The 17099-nt window shown below is 66.1% G+C and carries 14 protein-coding genes; 5 read left to right on the plus strand and 9 right to left on the minus strand.

Translation table 11 applies throughout. The features are described 5' to 3' along the window. Positions 1 to 84 precede the first annotated feature (84 nt). Positions 85 to 948: a squalene synthase HpnC gene (gene hpnC, locus PTE31013_RS20910; RefSeq protein WP_150614563.1), complete on the plus strand. Its 864-nt coding sequence runs from the start codon at positions 85 to 87 to the stop codon at positions 946 to 948. A 194-nt stretch (positions 949 to 1142) separates the two neighbouring features. After that, positions 1143 to 2321: an NAD(P)H-dependent flavin oxidoreductase gene (locus PTE31013_RS20915; RefSeq protein ID WP_150614564.1), complete on the plus strand. Its 1179-nt coding sequence runs from the start codon at positions 1143 to 1145 to the stop codon at positions 2319 to 2321. A 6-nt stretch (positions 2322 to 2327) separates the two neighbouring features. Here PTE31013_RS20915 and PTE31013_RS20920 read toward each other — a convergent pair whose 3' ends face one another. Next, positions 2328 to 2969, minus strand: a complete 642-nt coding sequence (locus PTE31013_RS20920; protein WP_150614565.1) for a hypothetical protein — start codon at positions 2967 to 2969, stop codon at positions 2328 to 2330. Positions 2970 to 3147: 178 nt separating this feature from the next. Then, on the minus strand, positions 3148 to 3867 hold the full coding sequence (locus tag PTE31013_RS20925) for an SDR family oxidoreductase (RefSeq protein WP_150614566.1): 720 nt from the start codon (positions 3865 to 3867) through the stop codon (positions 3148 to 3150). A gap of 166 nt (positions 3868 to 4033) precedes the next feature. Between PTE31013_RS20925 and PTE31013_RS20930 the strand changes: the two genes are divergently transcribed. Continuing rightward, positions 4034 to 4987, plus strand: coding sequence for a LysR family transcriptional regulator (locus PTE31013_RS20930; RefSeq protein WP_150614567.1), 954 nt, complete (start codon positions 4034 to 4036; stop codon positions 4985 to 4987). Between the two features lie 21 nt (positions 4988 to 5008). Here PTE31013_RS20930 and PTE31013_RS20935 read toward each other — a convergent pair whose 3' ends face one another. The 4 genes from PTE31013_RS20935 to PTE31013_RS20950 all read right to left on the minus strand — a co-directional run bounded on the left by PTE31013_RS20935 (position 5009) and on the right by PTE31013_RS20950 (position 11574). Beyond that, complete coding sequence (locus PTE31013_RS20935; RefSeq protein WP_150614568.1) at positions 5009 to 5449, minus strand: hypothetical protein; 441 nt, start codon at positions 5447 to 5449, stop codon at positions 5009 to 5011. 106 nt (positions 5450 to 5555) lie between these two features. After that, positions 5556 to 7004: a short-chain fatty acid transporter gene (locus PTE31013_RS20940; RefSeq protein WP_246174782.1), complete on the minus strand. Its 1449-nt coding sequence runs from the start codon at positions 7002 to 7004 to the stop codon at positions 5556 to 5558. Between the two features lie 129 nt (positions 7005 to 7133). Next, the gene (gene lhpI / locus PTE31013_RS20945; protein WP_150614569.1) at positions 7134 to 8078 is read right to left on the minus strand and encodes a bifunctional Delta(1)-pyrroline-2-carboxylate/Delta(1)-piperideine-2-carboxylate reductase; all 945 of its coding nucleotides are present in this window, start codon (positions 8076 to 8078) and stop codon (positions 7134 to 7136) included. Positions 8079 to 8112: 34 nt separating this feature from the next. Then, a complete protein-coding gene (locus tag PTE31013_RS20950) occupies positions 8113 to 11574 on the minus strand; it encodes a molybdopterin-dependent oxidoreductase (RefSeq protein ID WP_150614570.1) in 3462 nt (1153 codons plus the stop codon). A 98-nt stretch (positions 11575 to 11672) separates the two neighbouring features. On the opposite strand from PTE31013_RS20950, the gene PTE31013_RS20955 reads away from it, so the two are divergent. Further along, positions 11673 to 12599, plus strand: coding sequence for a LysR family transcriptional regulator (locus PTE31013_RS20955; RefSeq protein ID WP_150614571.1), 927 nt, complete (start codon positions 11673 to 11675; stop codon positions 12597 to 12599). A gap of 41 nt (positions 12600 to 12640) precedes the next feature. Here the strand turns inward: PTE31013_RS20955 and pdxA are convergent, their stop codons facing one another. The 3 genes from pdxA to PTE31013_RS20970 form a co-directional block, all read right to left on the minus strand. Beyond that, a complete protein-coding gene (gene pdxA / locus PTE31013_RS20960) occupies positions 12641 to 13642 on the minus strand; it encodes a 4-hydroxythreonine-4-phosphate dehydrogenase PdxA (protein WP_150614572.1) in 1002 nt (333 codons plus the stop codon). A 95-nt stretch (positions 13643 to 13737) separates the two neighbouring features. Next, positions 13738 to 15012, minus strand: coding sequence for a four-carbon acid sugar kinase family protein (locus tag PTE31013_RS20965; protein WP_150614573.1), 1275 nt, complete (start codon positions 15010 to 15012; stop codon positions 13738 to 13740). Next, positions 15009 to 15998 carry a 2-keto-3-deoxygluconate permease gene (locus tag PTE31013_RS20970; protein ID WP_150614574.1) on the minus strand — a complete coding sequence of 330 codons (990 nt, stop codon included), beginning with the start codon at positions 15996 to 15998 and terminating at the stop codon, positions 15009 to 15011. The genes PTE31013_RS20965 and PTE31013_RS20970 overlap by 4 nt, the downstream gene beginning before the upstream one ends. A 335-nt stretch (positions 15999 to 16333) precedes the next feature. On the opposite strand from PTE31013_RS20970, the gene PTE31013_RS20975 reads away from it, so the two are divergent. Further along, the gene (locus PTE31013_RS20975) at positions 16334 to 17098 is read left to right on the plus strand and encodes a DeoR/GlpR family DNA-binding transcription regulator (protein ID WP_150614575.1); all 765 of its coding nucleotides are present in this window, start codon (positions 16334 to 16336) and stop codon (positions 17096 to 17098) included. The last annotated feature ends 1 nt before the right edge of the window (position 17099 follow it).

Genomic DNA, 17099 nt, shown 5'->3' on the forward strand with positions numbered 1-17099 from the left:
CTTTCCCGCCAGGATTCGGAACGATAGCATAGAATCTCGGGGCCCTCAGCGCAGCCGCGCTGCCCTATTTGCCCCATCCGCCCGATGACTTCCGACGCCAAGATCGAGCATTACGAGAACTTCCCGGTCGCCAGTATCCTGCTGCCGCGCGAGATGCGCGCGCCGGTGGGCGTGATCTACAACTTCGCACGCACGGCCGACGACATTGCCGACGAGGGCGATGCCTCCGACGCCGAGCGTCACGCCGGCCTCGCGGCCTACCAGGCGGAACTCGACAAGATCGCCGCCGGCCAGCCCACCTCACCCGACAGACCGCTGTTCGCGGTCCTTGCACGTGTCATTGCCGAGCATCGGCTCGCGGTCCAGCCGTTCTCCGACCTGCTGAGCGCGTTCGATCAGGATATCGAGGTCAAGCGTTACGCGACATTCGCCGATCTGCGCGACTACACGCGCCGTTCGGCCGACCCGGTCGGGCGCATCATGCTCGGCCTGTTCAAGCTCGACACTCCCGAGAACATTGCCTGCTCGGACGACATCTGCTCGGCCCTGCAACTCATCAACTTCTGGCAGGACGTGGAAGTCGACTGGCGCAAGGCGCGCGTGTATCTGCCGCAGGACGATATGGCCCGCTTCGGGGTGAGCGATGCCGACATCGGCGCGCAGACGTTCGACGACCGCTGGCGCGCGCTCATGCGTTACGAAGTCGACTTCGCCCGGCGGATGATGCTGCGCGGTGCGCCGCTCGCCAACCGAGTGCCGGGCCGCTTCGGCCTGGAACTGTGTTGCGTGGTGCATGGCGGGCTGCGCATCCTCGACAGGATCGAAGCTGTCAACTACGACGTCTTCCGTCATCGGCCGCAGTTGGGGAAGGCCGACGGACTGCGCGTATTCCTGCGAGGCCTCGGCATGAAGCTGGGCGGCAAGCCGCCCAAAGCCCGCGCCGGCTGACGTCGGCCTACAGTCCGCTCGGTGCAAGGGCCAGCGCCTGCGGCGTCATGCCGCAGGCATCGCGTGGCATGAGCACGCTCGCGCTTGACCCATCGCAAGACCCGTTCGCGGGGCAGGTGCCAGACTGCCGTTTTCGGGTGCGCACGCCGACACACGGCGTTCTCGCCCGCGAAACCTCGACGAACGGAACTGACATGAACGAGCAATGGTTGACGCTGGCCGGCCACCGGCTGGTGCCGGTGGTCCAGGGCGGCATGGGTATCGGCATCTCTGCCCACCGGCTGGCTGGGACAGTAGCGCGGCACAATGGCATGGGGACGATCGCGAGCATCGATCTGCGCCACCATCACCCCGACCTGCTCGCCGAAGTCGACGGTGTCCGCTCGCCAGCGGGCAAGAAAGCGACCATCGAGGCGGCCAACCTGGTCGCGCTGGACCGCGAGATCCGCGCCGCCAAGGCGATTGCCGACGGCAACGGCCTCGTGGCGGTCAACGTCATGAAGGCGGTGAGCGCGCATGCGTCACTGGTACGGCAGGCGTGCGAGAGCGGCGCCGACGCCATCGTCATGGGTGCCGGACTGCCGCTCGACCTGCCGGAACTCACGGCGTCGCATCCTGGCGTGGCGCTCATCCCGATTCTGTCGGACTCGCGCGGGGTGAGTCTCGTGCTGCGCAAGTGGATGAAAAAGGGTCGCCTGCCGGACGCGATCGTCATCGAACATCCGGCACATGCGGGCGGGCATCTCGGCGCGTCGCGCATCGAGGATCTCGGCGACGCGCGCTTCTCGTTCGATCGCGTGCTCGCGGAGTGCCGCGAGATCTACGCGACGCTCGGCATCGAGTGGACCCGCGTGCCGCTGATCGTGGCCGGCGGAATCCACCGTCACGAGCAGGTTCGGCATTGGCTTGAACAAGGCGCCGCGGGCGTGCAGTTGGGCACGGCGTTTGCCGTGACCGAAGAATCGGATGCGCACCCGGCGTTCAAGGCTGTGCTGGCGAGCGCACGACCGGAAGACATTGCCGAGTTCACCAGCGTGGCGGGGCTACCTGCACGCGCGGTGCTGACCCCATGGCTGAGGAAATACCTCTCGCGTGAGACCGCCCTGCGGGCGAAGGCGAAGGTGCGGCAATGTCTGGAGGGATTCGATTGCCTGCAAGCCTGCGGGCTGCGCGACGGCGTGGCGCGCATCGGGCAGTTCTGCATCGATCTGAAACTCGCCCAGGCCGTGCGTGGCGATGTGGCGCGCGGACTCTTCTTCCGAGGGCGCGACCCGTTGCCCTTCGGTGAGCAGATTCGCCCCGTGGCCGATCTCATGCGTTACCTGCTGACGGGGGAGCGGCCAAAAGATGGCGACACGGCGACGGCCGCGTAGCCGCGATCACTTGGCCGGCGCTGCGGGTGCGGATGGCGCGCTGGCTCCATCATCCTGCGCCGCGTTCGGCGGGCTAACACCACCGGCATCGTGCCCGCTCACGGAGGCAGCACGTGCCGCAATACGCCGGTCGAAGAAAGCGGCGAGCGCCGGGTCGTTCACCTTGAGATCGAACTGACGTTCGTCGACCGCCAAGAAATAGCCGTCGCACAGATCTGCCTTCGCGCTCTCGGTCGGCTGATCGTCGATGCTGCGGGAATAGACGACGAACTGGCGCTCGACAAGCATCGGCAATTGGTTGCGCAGCAAGTCCTCGAAGCGCGCGCGGGCGTCGGGTTCGGTATAGGCGGACTGCAATTCGGCACGCACGCGTCGACCCTCGGCGAGATAGTCGCGATGCCGCGTCTGCCACGCGCGCAATGCCGCATTCCCGTGCGCTCGGGTCGCGGCGCCGTAGAGCCCGCATTTCTGCACGAGCCGCTCCAGCACCTCGCCGACACCTTCGGGCGACGCCATCGCCGCGCCCATCAACTCGGCATCGTTCTTGTATTGCGGCGGCTGCGCCAGCGCCACTGCGGCGGACAAGCCTGCCGCGCCCAGGGTCACGCGCGCGAACAGGTGTCGCCAACCATTGCCAAATGGCTTCATTGCCGGATTGTCGGGATGGCGGGCTCAGTCGGCCCCGCTCTCGGAGATATCGCATCGGCCACGACGTCGATGGTTGCATCTTAGCCGAAGTGGCGTCCCGAGGCGCCCGCCTGCGACGTCCGCCGCCAGGCTCCCCACTCGACTGGCCGCGGCGGCAGCGTCCCACCGGCGTCTGAGATCACCATGGCACCGTTCGTCCGAGATAGTCGACGTAGTGCAATCCGGCGCGCCCCTCGTGCGCCGCAATGGTATCGATCAGGTGGGGGATGCTCTCGTCGATACTCAGACGCGCATCTACCCCGCCCATGTCCGTGCGGACCCAACCGGGGGCTGTCAGCAGCAACGTGCGCGCGTCGTCGCCATGGCGCGCCGCGAAGCTGCGCATCAACATATTGAGCGCCGCCTTGCTGGCCCGGTAGACCTCATAGTTGCCGTTCGTGTTGTTCGTGACGCTGCCCTGCCCGGACGACATCACACCCAGCGTGCCGCCGGGGGGTACGAGCGGCTCGAACGTCTCGATCACGCGCATCGGACTGAGCGCGTTCGTGACCATGACGCGCACGAATTCCTCGGTCGACACGTCGGCAATCGTCTCACGGTCGTCGTTCTTTACCCCGGCGTTCACAAAGAGCAAATCAACGCGGCGCCCCCCCAATCGCGCTCGCAGTGCGGCGACTTCCGTCGGTATCGTGATATCGACCGTTTCGACCTCCAGCGCACCGTCAGCGGTCGCGCCCAGCGCGTCGAGCGCGCTCGACGATCCTTGCCGAGCCGTGGCGATGACATGCCAGCCGCGCCCGAGATACGCCTGGGCCATTGCGAAGCCCAGACCGCGCGACGCGCCGATCAGCAGGAGGGTCTTTTGCGGCGAAGCCTGGGAAATTGTGGTGTTCTGCATGCGTCATGCCTCGTGTCAAACGCCGCTCGCCCGTCGCCGGCGGAATGCCGGGAGGCGGTGGGACGCGATCCGTGAAGGACTATAGGGCGATGCAAGACGTGGCGGAAGACGCACGCGATGCACTGATAACATGCACGTAACGCCATATCTCACTCGGTCGCCCCCCATGACTGCCCCCGATCTGAACCTGCTCATTGCGCTGGACGCCCTGCTCGCCGAAGTCAGCGTGGCGCGTGCTGCACGCCGGTTGGGCCTGAGCGCGTCGGCGATGAGCCGGACGCTGAGTCGCCTGCGCGACACCACGGGCGATCCGCTGCTGGTTCGCGCCGGTCGCCGCATGGTGCTCACGCCGCACGCCGAGCAACTGCGTGCACGCAGCCAGGACGCGCTCGACGAGGCCCGCACTCTGCTCACGCCCGCCACCGCCTCACCGGACTTCGCTACGTTGCGCCGCACGTTCACACTTCGCGCCAACGATGGCTTCGTGGAGGCCTTCGGCGCGTCGTTGATTGCCGCGCTCACCCAGGTGGCCCCGTTCGCAAGCCTGCGTTTCCTGCCCAAGACGGAAAAGACGGCCGCGCCGTTGCGCAACGCTCAGGTCGATCTGGAGATCGGCGTGCTGGGAGACGTTGGAGAGGCCAGCAACATGGGTCCGGAGATTCGCGTGCAGACGTTGTTCCGCGATCGCTTCGTGGGGGCGGTACGTTCGGGCCATCCACTCGAAGCCCACGGCGCGCCGGACGCCGAGCGATACGTCGCGTTCGGGCACGTCGTGGCGTCACGGCACGGCACCGGCGAAGGGCCGATCGACGCCGCGCTTGACGCGTTGGGCCTGCGCCGCGACATCGTCGCGGTGGTGCCCAGCTTTCCGGCAGCGTTATCCGTGGCGCAGGCGTCCGATCTGATTGCGCTGGTGCCGGCGTCGCTCATGACACAACGCGCGGCACGGCGTGCCTCGACCGCATCCGCGTCGTTCCACGTGTTCGATCTGCCCGTGGCGACCGAACAGATCGCCGTATCGTTGATGTGGCATCCCCGCATGGAGGCGGACCCCGTTCATCGCTGGCTGCGGCAACACGTGCTGTCGGTGTGCCGCGCCGCCGATGCGACGTTGCGCTAATCGCCAGCGGCAGAACTGCGCTTATCGCGATGTCGCCGCCCCGCACTGCACCTGTCCCGACACCGGGTCTCGCTTGCAGGCGGTGGGACCTTGCTCGCCGAAGTAGATCGCACCCTGCGCGTTCGTGGATGCGCCCGGATAACGACCTTGTGGCGCCCGTTGCGGATCCGTCAAGGACTTCATCTGCATATCGTTCATCGCGGACGACTCACGCTGGCGTTGCGCCTGCCGCTCGCCCTGCGCCATGCCGTGCTTGAACTGCGCGCCGACGCCGCCGGCACTGTCCTGCCGAGGCGCAGTCGGCGTAAGTTCCACGCCAGGCTGACGACCCGGCCCGGCCTGACTCGATTGGCGGATGCTGTTCAGATCGCCGCTGCCCAAGTACGACTGAGCGGCCGCGCCACCGGCCATCGATATTCCGATGGTGGCCAGGCAGGCGATCAACAACGTTCTGGCTGACATGTTTCGTTTCCCCGTGAAGTGCGACATGGATCACTTTTTCGGGGCACAGTGTAGCGTCATTCTCAATCCGCTTCGTCTTCCGAAGTTCGGGAAACGAAGCGGCGCCTCACGGCATGACAGGCGGATGATAGGTCAGCGTCTGGGCAAGCAGCCACAGCATGAGGATCACCACGGGGAAGTGCACCAGCAATTGCGTAAACGTGTACCCGACGACGTCACGTGCGCGCAGACCGAGCACCCCCAGCAGCGGAAGCATCCAGAACGGATTGATCAGGTTCGGCAGCGCTTCGGCCGCGTTGTACACCGTCACCGCCCATCCCAGGTGCACATGCAGGTCATTGGCCGCCTGCATCACGTACGGGGCCTCGATGATCCACTTGCCGCCGCCCGACGGCACGAAGAAGCCCAGCACCGCCGAATACAGGCCCATCACGCCAGGGAACGACGTCTGCGACGAGATCGTCACGAAGAAGCTCGACAGATGGTGGGAGAGCGTCGCGCCATCGATACCCGGCGCCTTGGTGAGCAGGTAGGCGATGCCACCGTACAACGGGAACTGGATCAGCACGCCCGCCACCGACGGTACCGACTTCGCGATCGCATCGAGGAAGCGGCGCGGACGCCAGTTCAGCAGCATGCCCAGCATCAGGAACACGAAGTTGTATGTGTTCAGATTCGAGATCGCCAGCAACGGATCCTTCGTCGTGAACTCATGGCCGATCCAGAGCACGCCCAACGCCACGATCAGCACCGTCACGAATGGGCTGTATTCGAGCCAATCCCCGGGACGTTGCGCACGCACGTAGGGCTTCGCCGTATCGTCGAGCGACACGGCAAGGTCGGCGGCCACTATCGCGCGGTCGTCGCGCGGCGCCGAGTAGTACGCCAGCACCACCGACACCACCGTCAGCACGGCGGCAATCGCCATCGATTGCGGCAGGAAGATCGTTTCGGAAAACGGAATGACGCCCGTGATCTCCACCAGCGCCTTTGGCAAGCTCGCCGGATTGGCCTGCAACTGCGCGGCCGATGAACTCAGACCCAGCGCCCACGTCGCCCCCATGCCCAGATAGGCCGCCGCGCCCCCGGCACGGTAGTCCATCCGAATGTCGTCGCGGCGCGCAATCGCCCGCACCAGCAAGCCCGCGAACACCAGGCTGATGGCCCAGTTGAACAGCGAAAGCACAATGCTCACGAACGCCACATAGGCCACCGCGCTGCGACCGCTGCGCGGCAGGGTTGCCATCTTTCCGATGAGCATTGCGGCGGGCGGCGAGACCGCCACCACATATCCCGAAATGGCCACGATGGCCATCTGCATCGTGAACGGAATCAGGCTCCAGAAGCCATCGCCGAACGCCACCCCCACTTTGACGGCCGGCACGCCGATGGCCAGCGCTCCCCCCGCGCACACGATGACGGCGAGTGCCGCGAAAAGATAGGCGTCTGGAAACCAGCGTTCGGACCAACGCGTGACCGCGGCCGCCAGACGTTCCAGAAGACCGCCGTCTTGCGGCGCCTCCGACATGCTCGAGAGTGAAGTTCCCGGTTTCATTTCCTGTGTTCCCATAGGTGTGTAGTGATCGGCACCGCTGCACCACGCGATGCTCGCCCCGTGCCCTGCCCTGCGATGGCGACACTGCGCCACCACCGTCTTCCACCGCCCGTTGCCCCCGGTGTCGCGTCAGCCGTGCTGCGTCGCCCGCCAGACCAGCGTGGCCGCCGCAAGATCCTCCAGCGCCGTCCCCACGGCCTTAAATACCGTGCGCTCGCCATCGCCGCGGCGGCCGCCATGTCCTGCGCGACACAGGTCGGCCAGTGTGCCGCGCACGTCCCGCGCGCTGAACACGCCTCGCGACATCGGGCCAAGCAGCTCCCCGGATTTCGCCAGCGCTTCGTCGGTGTCGACGTACAACGACGCGCCCGCAAAGCAGGTATCGTCGGCCTCGCGCATCTGCGGCGTGAAGCTGCCGATCAAATCCAGATGAACGCCCGGCGCCAGCCAGTCGCCTTGCACCACAGGCTCAGTCGCCAGCGTTGCGCACGTGATGACATCCGCGCCCTCGACGGCCGCCCTGGCGGTGTCGTACACGACCGCGTCGAGACCCTGTGCGTGCAGTCGATCGACCAGACGCCCGGCCGCCTGCGCGTCGCGATCCCACACACTCACGCGCGTGATCGGGCGCACCGCGCGATACGCCAGCGGCACCAGCGAGCCCACGCGGCCCGCGCCGAGCAGCGCGAGGTGCGACGCGTCGTCGCGCGCCAGATACGATGCGGCGAGCGCCGAGGCCGCGGCCGTGCGTCGCGACGTGATCTCGTTGCCGTCCATCTGCGCGAGCGGCACGCCCGTCGCGGCGTCGTAGAGCAGATAGGTCGAATGCAGCCCCGGCACGCCGCGCCGCGCATTGGCCGGGGCGATGTTGACGGTCTTGATGCCAAGGTAACCGCCCGGCTGCCACGCCGGCATGACGAGCACGGTCATGGCGTTGTCCGAGTCCGGTTCAGGGATGACGTGCGTGTGGCGCAGCGGCACGTCGCATCCACTCACGAACAGACTGCGCAGCGCGTCGAGCAACGGGCCAAAAGCCAATGCCTCGCGAGTGGCGTCAGCGTCGATGAATTTCATGGGTACAGGTCCTCGTCGATGTGGGATTGAGACGTCAGGCGTCGATCACGATGGCTTCGCGTGGCACCGCCTGACAGGCCAGACACATGCCGGGCTCGTCGAGCGCCACCTCACCCAGATGCTCGACCTCGCCAGCCAATACGCGCACCGCGCAACTTTCGCATTGCCCGACACGGCAACCGCTCGGCATTGCCAGGCCCAGCGATTCGGCGAACGACAACAGACTGCCGTGCGAGGGCGTCCATACCGCCTCGCGGCCCGAGCGGGCAAACGTGACCGGCCACGCGGCCGCGGCATCGACGCGGGGCGCGCTCGGCGAGCGAAATGCCTCCTTGAACATGTCGAACGCGGGCACGCCGCGCGCCGTCAGCCCCGCCATCACGGCAGCCATCATGGGTGCCGGACCGCAGAGGTAGAAGCGCGCGCGGCGCTCGATCAGGTCGTCGGACACGACGCCGTCAGACAGCCGCGCCGCCGACACATAGTCGCGCCCGAGAATGTCAGCGTCGCGCGGCGCGTCGTAGTAGTTGATCACCCGCACGTTGGGCAGGCGCTGCGCGAGCGCCGCCAGACGGTCCCGAAAGGCGTGCGTGGCGCCATTGCGGTTCGCGTAATGCAGCCAGACGTCGGGCAGCGGCATGCGCGTGCCGTCCGCCGTCTCTGCCAGCGATTCCAGGTGGCAGAGAAACGGCGTGATCCCAATGCCGCCGGCGAAGCACACCACCGGCTGGCGGCTCTGCAGCGGCATGACGAAGCGCCCCGACGGTGCGCCGAGTTCGATCACGTCGCCCACGCGCGCAGCAGTGTTCAGCCAGCTCGAGACCACACCGTCACACGGCGCGCCCTCCGGGGTGCGCCCCTGCTGATGACGCACCGCAATGCGATAGCCGCGACGCGCGCGCTCGCTGGACGGCCCGGTGAGCGAGTAAGCGCGTGTCACGGGCTGGGCTTGCCCGGGAATCGATGCGCGAACGGTGACGTGCTGCCCGGGCAAATAGTCGGGCAACCCCACCTCGTCGAGCGGATCGAGCGCGATGGCACACACCCCGTCGGCCGCGGCCTCGAGTGCGGCAATGCGAAAGCGCGCCATGCCGGCCCACGGGCGGCGGACCGGATCGCTTGCCGGATCGCGCGCAATGTCGCATCGAAACGAGCGTAACGGCGACGATCCGCTGATCGGATCGATGTCCTGCGCAGTCACCAGTGCGTTGAAGTTGCTCGACGCCTCGCCCGCCGTCGCGAAACCATGACGGCCCACGCTCTCGCAAGCCTGCCACCAACCGTACTCGGCGAGCAGCACATCGGCGCCCATCCCCGTATCGAACGCCGCGCGAAAGCGCGCGACCCCGGCCGGCGTCGTCACGCGCACCCAATCGCCTTCGACGATGTGCTTTCGCGCCGCCAGCGTCGGATGCAGATGCACCACGGGATCGGGCGCGCGCATGCGCAAGCTCGCGAGGCCGCGATGCTGACTGTGGCAGTAGTAGCCGTTCTTGGCCGACCCGAGCAGCAGCGGAAAGCGCTGTGTCTCGTCGTTGGTCAAGGTGCGCGACGCCACGTGTGCCGGTACCGGCGGATAACCGTGACGCAGCAGACGCTCGGAATACAGCTCGACGCGGCGGGTTTCGGTGCCGAACCCGCATACGCCGCCGGCCTCGGCGCGAGCGTATTTACGCTCGTATTGCGGCTGTGGACGCGAAATGCCCTCGGGGTGCGCGCGCAGCGTCTGCACGTCGAGCCCGATCGGGGCCAACTGATGATTCCAGCCGGCGTCGAGACTGCCACCGAAGAAGGCGTCGCCCATGCCCAGGCGCACGGCGAGATCGAACACGATGTCGTTGTCGCTGCGCGATTCGCCGCGCGGCGATACCATGCGCTGGCGAAGTTGAATCAATGCGTCGGCGCGATCATCGATCTCGAACCCCGCGCGCAAGCCTTCACGCTCCCACGGCGTATTGACCGGCAGCACGATATCGGCGTAACGGGCCGACGGCGTCTCGAACAGATCGCAATGGACGTGAAACTCGAGCGCTTCGAGCGCCTCGCACGCCATCGCGTAATCCGCCTGCGACGCGAGCACGTTGGTGCCAAAGCAGAACAGTGCCCGCACGCGGTAAGGCGCGCCATCGAGAATCGCGCGGTAGGTATCGCGCGCCGTCACCCAGCCGAGCGCAGGCGGCCCCAGCGGACGCTCGTCGATGCCCAACGCCTTCGCCTGCTGCTCGGGACTCAACAGGTCATGCTGACTGACGGCGTTCACCGGTTGACGCGTCATCACACGATTGCCCCCACGCCTGTCGAAGCTGCCCGTCAGGGCATAGAGGACGGCGATAGCGCGCTCGATTTGCGTCGCGTTCACGTGCTGCGCTACCCCCGACCACGCGTGATAGGCAACGCGCTGCGCGCCGGTGAAGAGATCGGCGGCGGTGTCGAGCTGCGCTGGGGAAACGCCGCAGAGTGCGCTCACGGTTGCCGCATCGTAAGCGGCCAGCCCCGCGCAAAGATGATCGAACGCCGGCCGGCAGACAATTCGCGACCCCGCGCGGGTCATCACCGCAAACTCGCCGCGCAGGGCGGCATCGTTTGCCGCGTCGCGGCCCAGCGCGTAAGTCGTATCGTAAGGTTGCGGTGACGAGGCCACTTCGTTCCAGATAACGAACGCCTCGGGCGGCGCGTCGGTGGCCGCCGCAGCCAGATCGCGCACGCGCAGGAAGCGGCCGTTGTCGTTGCGCACGAGCAGCGGCGCGTTGGTCCACCGGCGCACGAACGTCTCGTCATAGCGCCCAGTGTCGATCAGACGGCGGGCGAGGCCGAGCGCCAGTGCCGCATCGGTGCCCGGACGCACGGGCAGCCAGGCATCGGCATCGGCGGCAAGTGGTGTCTTGCGCGGGTCGACAACGAGCAACTTGGCCCCTTGTGCCCGTCCCCGGCCGATGGCGTTGGCCTGACTCAACCACGTACTCGTCGGGTTGTGCCCCCAGAGCATGATGACGTCTGCCTGCGCGTAATCGGCGGTCGGCATGCCGCACCCGAACGTGAACGCGTGTGCAAAATCCTTGTGCCAGTTGCAGATTTCCGTCGCATAGACCGTGTTCGGACTGCCGAACACCCGGATGAAGCGCTCGATCCAGTCGATGCTGTCGGACAGCGGCGTGCCGCTCGGCGTGGTCACGCCAAACGCCACGGCATGTGCGCCACTCTCGCGCCGGATGTCGCCCAGGCGCGCAGCGATCTCGGTGAGCGCGTCGTCCCACGAGATGCGCTCCCAACCGGGGTCGTCCGCCCCCTTCGGGGTCGTGCGGCGCAGCGGTGTGGTCAACCGGTCGGGGTGATGCACCAGCTCCGGTGCGGCTTTTCCCTTGCGGCACATGGCGGCGCCATTCGGATGCGACGGATCCGGTTCGACCGCGATCACCGCATCGTTTTCCACTCGCGTCAGCGTGCCGCAGCGGGACCGGCACAATGTGCAGAACCCAGGCTTGACCTCCTGAACCATGTCTCGTACGTCTCTATAGGAATCGATGTTCCGATGCTATACAGCCGTCACTTTTATTACTAATATAAAAAATATAGTTTGCAATATTGATTTTTTAAATGAAACCAACCCTGCGTCAGATCGAGTATTTCGTGGCCGTGGCCGAGACGGGACAGGTGATGCGAGCGGCCGAGCGGTGCAGCGCGTCGCAGTCGTCGCTGACGATCGCGTTGCAAAATCTGGAGGTGATCGTCGGCACGCCGCTGTTCGTCCGGCATGCGAAGGGACTGCGGCCGACCGATGCTGGCGAGCGATTTCTGCGTCACGCGTACCGCATCCTGAACGCCACCGACGATGCCCTGCAGGAAGCGCGCACGCTGCCGGACGATGCGGGTGGCCGCCTGCGGCTCGCCGTTACGGAGACGATTTCGGCGTATCTGTTGCCCTCGGTGGCCAGCACACTCTCCAAGCGATTCCCGAACGTCGAACTCACGTTGATCGAGGGCGACCGTCGCGAACTGGAAGCGGCGGTACTGGCGGGCAAGGTCGACCTGGCCTTGTTGCTGGTATCGAACGTCGTGGCCGACGGACTCGTCTCGCACACATTGCTGCGCTCGACGCGCAGGCTGTGGACCAGCCCCGGGCATCCGCTGCTCGACAAACCGAGCGTTACGCTCGACGACGTGCGCGGGCAGCGTTTCTTGCTGCTCGATATGGATGAGCATGTGCAGACGGTCGAGCGCTACTGGCACGCCGCGCAGGTCGAACCGGTTGTGCATTTCCGCACGCGCTCGATCGAGGCGATTCGCAGCCTCGTGGCGCAGGGTTATGGCGTATCGATCCTCTCGGATCTCGTCTATCGCCCATGGTCGATCGATGGGGGACGCATCCTGCGACGGGATTTGAGCACAGGCGTGCCGTCAATGGATGTGGGACTCGTGTGGGCGGAGCGGCGTCCGCCGGAGGGGTTGACCGAGCGCATCGTCAGCGCGCTGCGCTCGCTCATCCGCGAAATCAATGATCGCGGACACATGGGGGTGGAGTGATCGACTGACGACGGCACGCGGCACGTCGTCATCGGCATCGCTCAGGCGCGGCGCGTGGCCAGTTCGGCCCCTTGGCGCAGCGCTTCGAGCAGGCTGCGTTCGTCGGCAATGCCCTTGCCTGCAATGTCGAACGCCGTGCCGTGATCGACCGACGTGCGCACCACCTGCAAGCCGACCGTCACGTTTACGCCCGCCTCCAGGCCCAGCACCTTGACCGGGCCGTGACCCTGGTCGTGATACATCGCGACCACGAGATCAAAGTCGCCCCGGCCCGCTCTGAAGAACAGCGTGTCAGCGGGTAACGGGCCTTCGATGTCCCACCCGCGTTCACGCAGGGTTTGCACGGCCGGCACGATTTTCTCTTCCTCTTCACCGTAGCCGAACAGGCCATTTTCCCCCGCGTGCGGGTTGATGCCGCACACGGCAATACGGGGATTGGCGATGCCCGCCTTGACCAGCGTGGCGTGACCACGCTCGATCGTACGCTGGACCAGACCCGGCTCGATCTTGCGGATCGCATCGATGATGCCGATGTGGGTCGTGACGTGAATCACGCGCAGGTTCGGCGCGACGAGCATCATCGACACTTCGTCGATACCCGTCAGGTGAGCGAGCATCTCCGTGTGACCGGGGAACTTGTGCCCCCCGGCGTGCAGCGCTTCCTTGTTCAGCGGTGCCGTGCAGATCGCGTCGATTTCCCCGGCTTCGGCCAGCTTCGCCGCGTGCGCGATGTACCGGTAGGCGGCATCGCCTGCGATCGCGGACAGTTGGCCAAACGGCAGATCTTCCGGAATCAGGCCCAGATCGATGCACTCGATCACCCCTGGCGCAAAGCTCGCTTGCGCGACGGTCTCGATGCGACGCACGCTCAGCGGTGTATTGACGAGGGCGACGGCCTGTTCGAGACGTCGCGCGTCGCCGATCACGACCGGGCGGCATTGCTGGTAGACGCTGTCGTGCGCCAGGCTCTTGACGATGATTTCCGGGCCGACGCCAGCCGCGTCCCCCATGGTGATGCCAATGACGGGGAGATAGTGATTCATGGCGTTTGCGTTGATATCCATTTCGTTGGGGGACGTCCGGAATGTCTTCCGGGCGGAGGTTCCGTTCTACTGTGCTGCTGTCGGCCAGCGTCGCCTCAACGGCGATCGCGCGCCTCGGGGGCCGCGCGCAAATACCGGTAAGCACTATGCAGGGCCGCTTCGCCACCGAACGCGCCGGCTTTCGTGACGATGCGCGTCGGCATGCCGTTGGCGGGTCGCCCGACAGCGACCCCAGGCTCGATTTCCGCGATCAATTCGAGCGCCCCGATGCCCACCGCGCTCAACATCGCGCGCGCTGTTTCGCCACCCGTGACGACCAGTCCCGACAAACGCGCGAAGTGCGGCGCGATCAGGGCCGCCAACGCGGCCGACAATTGGGCGCCCTCCGCCGGGTCAAACGCATCGTCGCGCCCGATTCGCACCAGGACGTCGTTGCCCTTCTCGATCGCACCGCCGATACACGTGCGCCAGCCCGCGATGTCGGGATGCGACGCACCGGCGCGCAGTACGGCCGGTGGCACGGTCCACTCGAGCACCGCATTCTCCGCGCACAGTCGCGCGCACTGCTGATGCGACACGGCGGACAAGCTGCCAACCAGCGTCAGCAAGGGACCGGGGGTCGCGGCGCCAGTCGTCACGTGCGCATTTTCTCGTACGTCCCGCGTATCGTCGCTCGGCGCGAACAAGGCCGATTGTTCGGCCAGCGCGCGAGCGAGACCGCCCGAGCCCACCCAGAAGATGTCCGTCAGCCCGACGCTCGCTCGCGCCAACATGATGAGATCGTCATCTGCCTGGGCATCGACAATCAGCGCCGACACGCCATCGGCGCGCGCGTGCGCAACGACGTCGTTCAACGCCGCATGCGCCGCCGCAAAATCCTTGCGCAGCAACGCCGAGGATACGGTCTGCGTCCTCAGTCCTGCCGCCGCCAACATCGGCGCGAGTCGCGCCTCCCGATCCGCATGCTCCAGTCGCCAGGTGTCGGTCTCGGCCAACGGCACGCCTCGCACGAACACTTCGCCGTCCTGCACGACGCGGCCCGTGGCAGGGAACGCCGGGGCCACGATAGCCAGGCCCGCAAGCGGTTGCAGCGCCGCAACTTCCGCGACCCAGTTGCCACGCAGCGTCGAATCGATTTTCTTGTAGAGGCGTCGTCCGGGCGCGGCAAGCCGCTGCCACGCCGCGACCGCGCGCGCGGCGGCCTCCTGCGCAGACAGACGGCGCGTGTCGGTGTCGATCGCCACCACTTGCGCGGCCGCATTGAAGCCTTCGACATCGAGCGACACGACGCTGCGACGGCCGGCATTGGTAAAGCCGATCGCACAGTCGGCCGCGCCGGACAAGTCGTCGGCGACAATGAGAATGCTCACTGCGCCGCTCCCCTGGCCGCTGCCCCCAGGCCACGCGCCGCAACACGCTTCGCAACGGCAGCCGTCAGGATCGGCGAGACGATGGCCGTCACCACCACACAGGCCGCCACCAGCAACGTCGCGCTTTTGGCCGCTGCCTCATAGACCGGGTTGGCGGCAGCGATCAGCGCCGGCACAGCGGCGGCATTACCCGCCGTGTTGGCAGCCGCCGTACCGGCCACGCCCGTCCCGCCCGTCAAGCGGTCAACGATATACAGCGGAATACCCGTCACCACAACGACCGCGAAGCCAAGCAGGATGCCCAGCAGGCCGGCCTGCCAAACCTTGTGCAGATCGAGCCCCGCGCCCAGCGCCAATGCGAAGAACGGAATCATCACCGGCACGGCGCGCCCCAGGAAATCACGCATTTCACGATCGAGGTTGCCAAGCAGCATCCCCACGGCCAGCGGCAGGATGCTGCCCACCAGCGTCGGCCACGGAAACGCGGACAACCCGGCAACGCCGAGCGTGACCATCGTCAGGAACGGCCCCGACTCCAGCGACATGATCGTGTAGGCGCCCACGTCTTCCGAGCGGCCGTACTGGCCCATCAACGCCATGTACAAGCCGCCATTGGTGTCGTTCATCGCTGCCACCACGGCCAGCGTGGAAATCCCGGCGAACATGCCCGACGCCACCGGCGCCTCGCCCAGGAAGTGCCCCAGCACGATGCCCACCACAATCGCCGCGCCGATCTTGGCGGCGAACAGCGCACCGCCCTTCTTGATCAGGTACGGCGTGGCCTTGACATCGATGCTCGCGCCCATGCAGACGTAGAACACCGCAAGGATCGGCAGCGCGCCCGTGAACAACGCGCTGGTAAACGAGCCGAAGAACTTCGGCATCCCCGGCATGAATGTGGCAACCAGGGAACCGATCAGCAGGGGAACGATCATCATCCCGCCCGGCACACGCTCGACGGCGCGCTTGATACGAATTTGAGCCATTGTTGTCTCCCGACCAATGTGAATATAAACCAATCAATCATTATTTTGATCGATTTGATCAGACGGAAGTCTAATCTCTGCCAGAAAAATGTGCAAACGTTGTGAAAACGGGGGAATCCCTAGGTAAAATCCGGTCATCAAGGGGGCAGGAGCGTCTGAATCACCCACACAATGATCGAATCAGTCATTTTGCAATGTCGATCGTGAATGGATCATGCGCAGTCGGCGCGACGTGTCGGACGCGCGCCGCCCGCGGGAAGCTACACTATGCGCGCCGCGCGGTGAACACGTCGTTCGCTTGCATCCCCCTCGTTCTGCTCAGCATCGACCCATCCATGAAAGTTGCGAACCGCCGTGAGGCGATTTTCAAAGCCGTCCTGTCAGGCATGACTGATGTCGCTGCCTTGTGCGCCCATTTCGGCATGTCGGAGGCGACGGTGCGCCGTGACCTGCGCGCCCTGGCGCAGGAGCGTCGCGTCGTGCGCACTTATGGTGGTGCGGCCGCCCCCGTGCGCATGCACGAACCCGAGGAATCGCTGGAGCTGCGTCGCGAGAGCTTCCGGGAACAGAAAGATGCCATCGCCCGCGCCGCCGTGGCACACGTCGACGACGGCGACACCGTCTTTCTCGATGGGGGGACGACAACCGAGGCGATGGCTCGCTTTCTTGCCGGACGGGAAGATGTGCACGTCGTCACGAACAATTTGCTCGTCGTCGGCGCACTGGCGGCCAACAAGGTGCCCGTGACGCTGATCGGCGGCGACGTGCGACCGTCGAGCATGAGCGTGCTCGGGCCATTGGCGCAACTGACACTCTCGCGCGTGTCGGTCGACAAGGCATTCCTGGGTGCCGACGGCGTTGTCGCTGGACGCGGTCTCTGCGAAGCCTCCGCCGAACAGGCGTGGCTCAAGGAGTGCATCATTCGTCAGTCGGCCGACGTGTATGTGCTGGTTACCGCCAACAAGCTCGACCGAGCGAGTCAGCAGCACTGGACCCCGCTCGAACGGGGCTGGACACTCATCACCGAAGCGCGTGCTGACGATGACAAGCTTGCGCAATTCCGTACGCATCCCGAGATCACGATCGAGTCCGTAGCCTGAC

It is taken from the genome of Pandoraea terrigena, from assembly GCF_902459705.1.
GTDB lineage: Bacteria > Pseudomonadota > Gammaproteobacteria > Burkholderiales > Burkholderiaceae > Pandoraea > Pandoraea terrigena.